Origin of the sequence: Cyanothece sp. BG0011 (assembly GCF_003013815.1) — a bacterium.
Lineage (GTDB): Bacteria > Cyanobacteriota > Cyanobacteriia > Cyanobacteriales > Microcystaceae > Crocosphaera.
Map to the genome: position 1 here is coordinate 1 of NZ_PRLH01000125.1, position 5,663 is coordinate 5,663.

4 protein-coding genes and 1 pseudogene are annotated in these 5,663 nt (G+C 33.8%); 1 reads left to right on the forward strand and 4 read right to left on the reverse strand.

All coding sequences use genetic code 11. The features are described from left to right. A pseudogene (locus C4E06_RS15910) lies at positions 1-1,423 on the reverse strand (TM0106 family RecB-like putative nuclease); the annotation flags it as partial. A gap of 160 nt (positions 1,424-1,583) precedes the next feature. Between C4E06_RS15910 and C4E06_RS15915 the strand changes: the two are divergent. Next, entirely contained in the window at positions 1,584-2,327 is a 744-nt protein-coding gene (locus C4E06_RS15915; RefSeq protein WP_107668960.1) for an SUMF1/EgtB/PvdO family nonheme iron enzyme, read from the forward strand. Between the two features lie 31 nt (positions 2,328-2,358). Here the strand turns inward: C4E06_RS15915 and C4E06_RS15920 are convergent, their stop codons facing one another. From C4E06_RS15920 to C4E06_RS28035, 3 genes are all read right to left on the reverse strand, one after another. Continuing rightward, on the reverse strand, positions 2,359-4,041 hold the full coding sequence (locus tag C4E06_RS15920; RefSeq protein ID WP_107668961.1) for an AarF/ABC1/UbiB kinase family protein: 1,683 nt from the start codon (positions 4,039-4,041) through the stop codon (positions 2,359-2,361). A 12-nt stretch (positions 4,042-4,053) separates the two neighbouring features. Continuing rightward, entirely contained in the window at positions 4,054-4,830 is a 777-nt protein-coding gene (locus C4E06_RS28030) for a sensor histidine kinase KdpD (RefSeq protein ID WP_198648731.1), read from the reverse strand. A gap of 241 nt (positions 4,831-5,071) precedes the next feature. Further along, entirely contained in the window at positions 5,072-5,428 is a 357-nt protein-coding gene (locus tag C4E06_RS28035) for a hypothetical protein (RefSeq protein ID WP_198648732.1), read from the reverse strand. Positions 5,429-5,663 lie beyond the last annotated feature (235 nt).

Here is a 5,663-nt window from a genome sequence, read left to right on the forward strand (position 1 = left end):
TTCATTATAACGCAAAATAGAAGCTAAGCAACTGCGATCTCCTGTGGTTAACCATTGGTCATACCAGCAAACGCATTGATCCCCACTGATGCCTGCATCACGCCAATGAAACCCTATCCAGTTGGCTAAAGACTTGAGGGAGTAGTTTTCTACTGGGAGAATTACCGAGTAGTCACACAGTGATGAAGATCAATTAAACGAGGCATTAACTGTTTAATTTGGGAGTTAGGGGTTTGGTATAAGTTTCCTAACCGTTGAATGGTATCTTTCTCGTAGTCTGAAAAGTGAAAAATAGGCGCTTGATGATAATGATTAACTAACTCGAGAAATTGTTCCCAAATCATCCCTTCTTCTTGGGGGGTTTCTGCTAAAAAGGATAAAAGGTTTGGGTGTGAGTTAAACGATTAAATACCACAACCCCTAATAAATAATCTAAATTTCGTTCCGGTTCAGCTTCAATATCAAAATAGAGTTCAATAGTTTGGTTAGAAAGGGTTTCTGATGGATTATACTGAGATTGAGCATGGAGAATAGGTTGGTTATGAACCAGCGATCGCGCCTGTTGTTGTAGTCTCTGAGCTAGTTTTGTGCCGATCTGTTCTTCTATGGCGTTTAAATTAGCTGTGGCTAAAGACTCAGTGGTATGAACCCCAATGTCTTGTAAAGACTGATAACGACTGGGTGTCACCCCTGGCACTAAAGAGAGATGCTGCTGAGATTGAGCAATTCCATAACAATAACTGTACCAGCGACAAAGATTACACCGTTGCCTCGAAATAAAGACTTCTGGTTCTTGGACTGCTCCAAGCATTGTTACACATTCGTCTAAAACTAGCTGTAACTTTGGTAACCATTGAATGACATCAACGGAGGAATGTTTCAAGGGACGGACAATTAATTCTGGAGTAGGAGGAGCAGTTTGTTGAATAATAGCCAACAATTGAGCATAAAAGGTTGCTAATAGCTTATATTCTGGTTTAGCTTTGCGGCCCAGATGAATGCTAACCGGATAATAAGACCAATTTCCAAATTTAGACTCACCGGGTTGCTTGATTAATAAATGAGGTTTCCCTAAATATTCGTAACCCAAAGGAAAAATGCTCGGAAACTCTTCTGAGTCATAACTTGATTGTGCGGTATCATCAACCCATAAGATTCCTTTGTAGATACAATCAACCCCTTGTTGCATGAGTTGTTCTGTTACTTTGGCTTTTTCTCTCCAACTGAGTCCAGAGACATGAGATTGTTGATAATGAGGATAGAAAGTTTCTAAGACTAAGGCAGTGTGGCGTTTATTTTCTTGTCGCAGTTTCTGCAAAAAGTCTCTCTCTGGATCTTGTTGTGTGGAATCACCATACATATTGAGAAAGGCACGGCGTGAACATCGTTTATAATCCAGTAGGAGAGAATCAGTAATTAGCATTTTTGTCAAGAAGGTTCCTATCTCTATTATTATCAGGGTTTAGGGAATTAAGGTAACTTTAGTTTGGAGTTATTCTTTTAGGAATTGGGGAGTTGGCCGACATTCGTGTTAATTTATATAATCCTAATTATTACAAGTAGCCGATTTTATTGAATTTAAAATGGACAAAATCAAATTAGATTTAGTAGAAGTTCCAGAAGGAACATTTATAATGGGAGCTAACATGGATACTGATGTTGAAGCTGAAACAGATGAAGAACCAGAAAGGCAAATATGGTTATCAACTTATAAAATTCAACGAACTCCAGTTACTATAGATTTATGGATGCAGTTTCTTCAATCAACTACTTACCATTGGAGTTTTTATAAAGAAATAACACAGACAGTTCCTAATGAATTATGTCCGATCACTTATGTAACTTGGTTTGATGCTTATGAATTTACTAAATGGCTTTCAGAAGCAACAGGAGATAAGTATGCACTGCCTACGGAAGCACAATGGGAAAAAGCGTGTCGTGGAGAATGTGGACAGCTTTATCCTTGGGGAAATGAAGAACCAGAAGACTGGTATGAATTTCCTCCAGTTTCTACAACAATCTTACCAGTAGGTGTGCGCCTAGATAGGCAAAGTCCCTATGGCTGTTTGGATATGTGGCAGAATATAGCTGAATGGTGCTTGGATTGGTATGATGAAGGACCATATGATTATGGAGAAACATACTATCGAAACGATTTAACCAAAACAATAAACCCAACAGGTCCTGAAATAGGAGAGTATAAAGTTTGGCGAGGAGGGATAGATCAATACCAGTCGAGTGGATGGCCCAGATGTAGTCATAGAGCGTTTCGTAAGCCTTCTTTTTGTAATGATAGACTAGGATTTAGAGTGGTACTTAATCTTTAGTTTTTGAAGTAAAATATATTGAATGATAATGTTACTTTTCCAACAACCGATCTACTTTTTCTTGTAATATTAAAGAAAGTAAAGACTTAAACAAAAATAAACTGAATAGTCCGGCAAAACCAAAACAAATCAAAGCAAACTTAATATAAATTGTTGTCATTAAAATAGAAGCAGATAATAATATAAATCCTGTCAAACAAGCATAGATTAAACTTTTTATTCCTAAATTAATTCGTTTTAATGCTCGTTCGCTTTCTAGGGAACGGATTCTAAATTGTAACTCGCCTCTATCGATTCTTTCCTCTAAACCTCTCAAAAATACCTGAGATGTATTAGTTTGACTGAAAGTATCTTTAATAACCCCTTTTGCTTGTTTTACAATAGCTGTTACTAAACTACCTCGACCCCCACTTAAGGCTAAATTTTTAACAAAAGGTTGACTGGCTGCTAATAAATTATATTGAGGATCTAATGCTCTGGCAATACCATCTAAAGTGGTCAAAGATTTGAGAATAAAGGTCATTTGTGGAGGTAAACGAAAGGGTTGATTTTTGAACATAACATAAACTTCATCACTGATCTGTTCAAATGCGCGAACATCAACTGGTTTATCCCGAAAATTATCCAATAAAAAAGAAACAATTCTTTTCACTGGAGTCATGTCATTTAAGGGTTCAATTAATCCCATATAAACTAAGTTATTGACCACTTTATCCGTATCTTTTTTTAAGACAGCAAAAAAGACCTCAATCATCTGATCTTTGGCAAAGGTTTTGACTTCGGCCATGGTTCCAAAATCATAAAAAATTAGTTCCCCTCGTTGACTGACTGCCATATTGCCCGGATGAGGATCGGATTGAAAAAAACCATCGATTAATAATTGTTTTAAATAAGAACAAATTCCTAATTGAATAATGCGATCTAAATTAACATTATTCGCTTCTAATGCTGCTCGATCATCCACTTTAATTCCTGGTAAATATTCTAAGGTCAAAATTTTCTTAGTGCTATATTTCCAGTAAATTTTAGGAACCTTGATTTGAGAATAACCTCTAAAATTATCCCGAAATCTTTCTGCATTTTTTCCTTCATGAATATAATCAATTTCTTGAAATAATAGCTCAAAAAATTCTTCATAAATGGCTTCTAGATTATACTTCTTAAAAGAGACAAAAAAACGAGTTAAAATACGTATTAAACGGTGAACAACTTCAAAATCTAAATTAAAAATTTTTTCTAACCCAGGTCGTTGTACTTTGACAACAACTTCTTTTCCTGAATATAATTTTGCTCGATGAACTTGTCCTAAACTTGCTGATGCTAACGGTTCTGTTTCAAAACTATCGAATAAATCATAAACGGGTTGACCTAACTCCTTTTCAATCATTATAACCGCTTCCTCGGTACTAAAAGGAGGAACATTATCTTGAAGTTGGCTTAATTCTTGAATATATTCTAAGGGTATTAAATCAGCACGAGTTGATAAAGATTGACCAATTTTAATAAAAGTTGGCCCCAGTTGCAGTAAGTTTCTAACTAACCATCTTGCTCTTTTTTGTCGTTGTTTTATACTATTATTTTTTAATAGTTTATCCCATAATAGAAAGAGTAAAAATTGAAACGTAAATAAGGAAACTTCCCATTGACGGCCAAGGGCTGAATATCGAGAATGTTGCCAGCGCAGTGACTTCGAGGAACCGCGTTTAGTTAGCATACAACGTTTAAATTACGATGAGGATAAGGATTGAGGAAGAACCAATCTAAATACAATTTTACAATGTTTAGGGTTTTCTGTGGGAAGACAATGAACGGTAATTTTTCCCTGAAGGAGTTCCACTAAATCTTTAACAATATTCAATCCGACTCCGATGCCCGGAATCCCACTATCTATAACAATTTGTTCTCGATAAAAAGGTTCAAAAAACTCAGTCGTATTGTCTTGACAACCATATTCACTAAGATTCGATAAGGTGATAATAATTGGTGAATTATTAGAATTATTCTCTTGATTTACTTCTAAAGTAACAGTGGAGTTAGGAACGGAAAATTTACCAGCGTTTGTTAATAGTTCTTCTATAATATTCGTGAAATGTTGAGTATCAGTTATAATCAATTGTTTAGGTTGGAGACTAAAATCAATCCTTAGTGTAAGAGAATTTTTAGCATCTTCTTGCCATTTACTTTGACAAGTATGTGTTATATTATCAATCAATTCTTTTAGATTAGTAGAAACTAAATTACAACTAGAATCTTGAGATTTTAAATGTTTTAATTGTAAAATCTTTTCATTGATATTATTCAGCTTACTCCAAGCTTCTTCTAACATTGTCAATCGTTTTATTAAGTCTTCAGGAGACAATTCTTTACTTCGCAAAACAGTAATTACCATTTTAATAATAGCGAGAGGATTACGGGTTTGATCACTCATAATAGTGATCATGTTATAGATAACTTTTCTATTCCATTCTAACTGTTTATCTAATTGTTTTTTGTACTTTGCCACCAGAGTTTGAGGATAGGGTTTTCTTCTATGGGTTTAGGAGTATTACTCTGAAAAAGAGGAGAATCTCTATTAATATTTTTTTCATTAATAATTGTATTTATTTGACTTAAATGACAAGCCATTCCAATAATACAGGAAACTCTTTTTAATGTTGTTTTGTCTTTCTGACTCCATTGTAATGGTTCTTGTTTACCTAAGATGATAATCCCATTGATTTGTCCTTTAAAACTTGTACTTATTCCTACAGAGATTTAACATTAAACTCTTGAAAAAAAGGTAATAGTTTTTGATGTTTTTTATGTTCTAAATTACTAACAGAATTGATTTTTGACTCATATTTTAAATTGATCATCCAAAAGCTCTGCATTAAATTAGATACTTTTTTAGGAGAAATAACTGAATTATTTTCATTAGACTTTCCTACTGTATAAAAATACTTTAGATGATTAAAATCAGAAATAATTAAGCAGAAATCTACCCCAAACAAGTCAGTAATCATCTGAGTAAAATTTTCAAAATTTGTATCATAATCCGATGGGTTTAGTATTTCTTGAAGTAGAGATTTCTCCAAATTATTATCTTTAGAAGGATATGACATTTTACTAAGAACATTTTATTAATAAAAAGTTGAATCGTCTGATGAAAATTTATAATAACTTATTTTAGAGCTAATCCTATAATTAATCACCTTTATTTGACTGACTGGTTTCAGTTTCTATAATAACTAATAAAAAAACGGGATAACTCTAAACTTTAGAAGTTACCAACATATACTTATCATCAACAATAATGCCTTATTCTTCAACGGTAGATCCACTTAAAGAAATGCAAAG